Annotated in this window: 1 protein-coding gene; it reads right to left on the bottom strand. The window is 60.1% G+C overall.

Annotated elements, in window-relative coordinates; all coding sequences use genetic code 11:
• On the bottom strand, positions 1-1317 hold a 1317-nt coding region (locus P0D96_RS47965; protein WP_408321329.1), incomplete at both ends, for a hypothetical protein.

A 1317-nucleotide genomic window follows, 5' to 3' on the forward strand; every position in this document is an offset into this window, starting at 1 on the left:
CTGTCGCAATAGTTCCAGCGCTTTCATTTCGTCAAGACGACCGGTTCGTGCCTTACCTGCGAGCGTCTTGATCAGCGCCTCTGCGATCGGTTCAATACCGATCAGATCGCCAAGACTGGTCACGGGAGCAGAACGGCGCGGCTCCGCGATGACCTCTGTGATGGAAGCCGGCGCGGGCTGCTGGTGGGAGGCGGACGGTGGGAAATCGCTGTCGACAGTTTGCCGGATTGCCAGATCGGAGGCATGCGGAAGTCCCGGATCCTGTTGCTCCACGACTGCCTTCGTAACGACGCTGCCGCTGGGGTGATCCGCCTCGGACGGTTGGGCGTGTCGGTCGCTCGCGGCTTTTGCCTGTCTTGTCGCGGATTTTCTTGCCACCACCGCTTCCGGCCTTTTCGCGGCAGGAAGCTCCTGCTGATCAGGTGCAGATCGACCCGACAGCGGATCAAGCAGAGCCGAGACAGACTCAGGAATGTCTGAGACTGAACGCGGAACGTCCAGCCAGGCAGTCGGCAACCCAAGGCGTTCGGTGAAACGGTTGGCTTCAGCGTCGTCCATGCGCTTCTGTCCATACAGACGATTGTCCAGGTTGGAGGCGCTGATATTCACTACTGCGCTCAGTCGCACCTTCGATCCTTTACGTGAGGTGAGTACGTGCAGGTTGGCGCGACGAATGTTTTGCAGAGCTGCCACGTCGGTCAACGGCAAGGATTGCTGGGCCCCGGACTTCATGGACGCTTTGGCCTTCGCTGATGCCGGTTTCGACGAGGGAGCCGTGGCAGTTCTTGCCGCTGCAGGGTTGCGCTTCGCGACGGCCTGTGGCGAGTCGCCATCGGTTCTCTTTGGCATTTCTGATTTCCTGGGCAAACGGTCAGTGGGGGTAGGGTGGTGATTCGCCAGTACTGCAGGAGCCGGTTCCACTGGCTGCCCGTCCGCCGATTCTGGCTCAGCATTCGCGCGAATAAAGTTGAGCGGCGCCCTCAAGCGACTGATCGTTTCGGATGTGAGCGCAGGATTGGGTTGATCGAAAAACCCGTCGGGTAGACCGAGCGTCGTTTCGATGTGGAAAGCCGTCTCGGGTGTGAATCTCTCGCCGTTGATCAACTCGGCCACGCGCGCCAGGTTGGATTCAAGTCCCAGTGCGATGTTCTCCGCGCCCACCGCGTCGACAAGCCATTTAAACGAACGCGTTTTGAAAATGGACGCCGTCTGGGCTGGGTCTCGCGCGGGCGGCGTTTTTACGTATGGCTTGTTCTGTCGGTGGGATGTCGTATTTGAGGGTTGGCGCGATTGACGCGGACCCTTGCCTCGCGATCC

Origin of the sequence: Paraburkholderia sp. RL17-347-BIC-D, from assembly GCF_046027915.1 — a bacterium.
GTDB lineage: Bacteria > Pseudomonadota > Gammaproteobacteria > Burkholderiales > Burkholderiaceae > Paraburkholderia.